Source organism: Micromonospora sp. ATCC 39149 (assembly GCF_000158815.1).
Lineage (GTDB): Bacteria > Actinomycetota > Actinomycetes > Mycobacteriales > Micromonosporaceae > Micromonospora.
Map to the genome: position 1 here is coordinate 3,711,819 of NZ_GG657738.1, position 1,930 is coordinate 3,713,748.

General features: G+C 70.9%; 1 protein-coding gene and 2 pseudogenes. 2 read left to right on the forward strand and 1 reads right to left on the reverse strand.

All coding sequences use genetic code 11. The features are described from left to right. Positions 1-1,052: pseudogene (locus tag MCAG_RS15795) on the reverse strand (carboxypeptidase regulatory-like domain-containing protein); the annotation flags it as partial. A 158-nt stretch (positions 1,053-1,210) separates the two neighbouring features. Between MCAG_RS15795 and MCAG_RS30900 the strand changes: the two are divergent. After that, the gene (locus tag MCAG_RS30900) at positions 1,211-1,585 is read left to right on the forward strand and encodes a sterol carrier family protein (protein ID WP_083802287.1); all 375 of its coding nucleotides are present in this window, start codon (positions 1,211-1,213) and stop codon (positions 1,583-1,585) included. Between the two features lie 149 nt (positions 1,586-1,734). Continuing rightward, positions 1,735-1,930, forward strand: a pseudogene (locus MCAG_RS15800) (amidophosphoribosyltransferase); the annotation flags it as partial.

Sequence of the window (1,930 nt, forward strand, 5' to 3'; positions counted from 1 at the left end):
TTCACCACTCGCGTCTGGTCGTCCGCCCCGCCGTACGCCCCCCGGGTGGCCGGGATCGCGCCCGCCGCGGCGGCACCCGTCGGGGCGTCCTCGGTGTCGTCGCCGGTCTCCCGGCGCTTCATCCACAGCAGCACGATGGTGCCGACGCCGACCGCCACGAACAGGCCGCCGAGCAGGATGAGCAGCCAGGACCCGAAGCCGCTGTCGTCCTCGGCGGCGGCGTTGTTCACGGCGCCCGCGGTGGCCTCCGGCGTCTCCTCGGTGGCCTCGTCGGTGGCCTCGTCGGTCGGCAGCGGCTCCTCGCTGGCCGACGGGCTGGGGCTCGGGCTCACCTCGACCTTGATCGCCAGGCTGAGCCGCTGGCCGCTCACACTCTGCCCGGCACTCGCGGTGAAGGACTTGGTGGCGTTCACCGTGCCCTGGATCGCGCCGATGTCGATCCGGCCGGGGGTGATGGGCCGGTCGGTGCTGCCGGTGAAGCTGAAGTTGCCGCTGCCGTTGCTGGTGGTCTCGTAGCGGTGCCCGGCGCTGTCCTGGAGCATCACGACGGCGTTCGGCACGGCCTCGCCGTTGGCCGTCGCGACGACCTTGCCGGAGACCGACTTGACGGTCTGTGTCTGGGCGGGGGTCGTCGGCGCGGCCGTCGCCTTCACGTTGAGCTGGAAGCTGCCGGTCGTGGAGTTCGAGCTGTCGGGTTCCACCCGGACCGTGACGTTGACCCCGCCGGCGTCCGGCGCGCGGTCGCTGGCCTTGAGCGTGAGCAGTTGGTTCCTCGGGGCCTGCCCGTTGAGGTTGATCTGACCGCAGCCGCTCGCGCAGCTTACGCCGGCCGGCAGGCCGGTGAGGCTGATCCGGGCGTTCGTGTCACCGTCGCCCGGAGTGACCTGGACGCTCACCGTGGCGTCACTGCCCGCGTTCAAATTGACTGAGCCGGGCGTGACGCTGACCTCGGCGGCCAGGGCGGGTGTGGCGGGGGTGGCGAGCAGGGCGCCGACAACCAGCGCCACGACCACACCGGCCCGCTGCTGCCAGGCACGTCGGTGTGTTGACACGTCCACCGCCTTCCGGTCTGACTTCCCTGGCCGGCGGGGCGCCGGCCGGGGATCATCACGGTACGAATACGCCGTCGGCAACTATGCCTTGTCTGACCGGATCGGCGCGACCCAGGGCCAGCGTCGAAAGCACCGGAGCCGGGTCGTATCGTCCCTTCGTGTCCTCTCCGCACTTTAAGTCCGCAGCAGTCGCCGAGGCACTCGCCGCGCTCGATGAAGGTCGTACGCCCGAACGGCCGGTGTTCCGGGAGGCGGTCCGTGCCTTGTTGGCCGCCCTCACGGAGCGTGCCCCCGGCCGATCGGTGGAGGTGCGTGTCCCACCTTACGGTGCAGTTCAGTGCATTCCCGGTCCCCGACACACCCGCGGCACCCCACCGAACGTCGTCGAGCTGGATCCGACCACGTGGCTGGAGCTCGCGACGGGCCGCCGGAGCTGGGCGGACGCGGTCGCCGAGGGTCGTGTTCGGGTCAGCGGGGCCCGTTCGGACCTCTCCGTGCACCTCCCGCTTCATCTGGGTGAACAATCCGACTAGACGATCACTCACCGGAGCTGTGTCGTGACTTTCTGTATTGACGCTGATTCGCGTACACTGTCAGGCGACGACAGTGGTCCCGGCCGGGCAACGCGGACCAGCAACTCCGTCCGGCCCGGCCAGTCCCGACCAGCATGAGGGAGCGGCAGGTGCCCCGAGGCGACGGCCGGCTGAGCCACGATCTTGATCCCCAGCGACCCGGCCCCCAGGACGCCTGCGGCGTCTTCGGCGTCTGGGCGCCCGGGGAGGAGGTCGCCAACCTGACCTACTTCGGGCTCTACGCCCTCCAGCACCGTGGCCAGGAGGCCGCCGGGATAGCCGTCAGCGACGGCTCCGGGGTGGTGG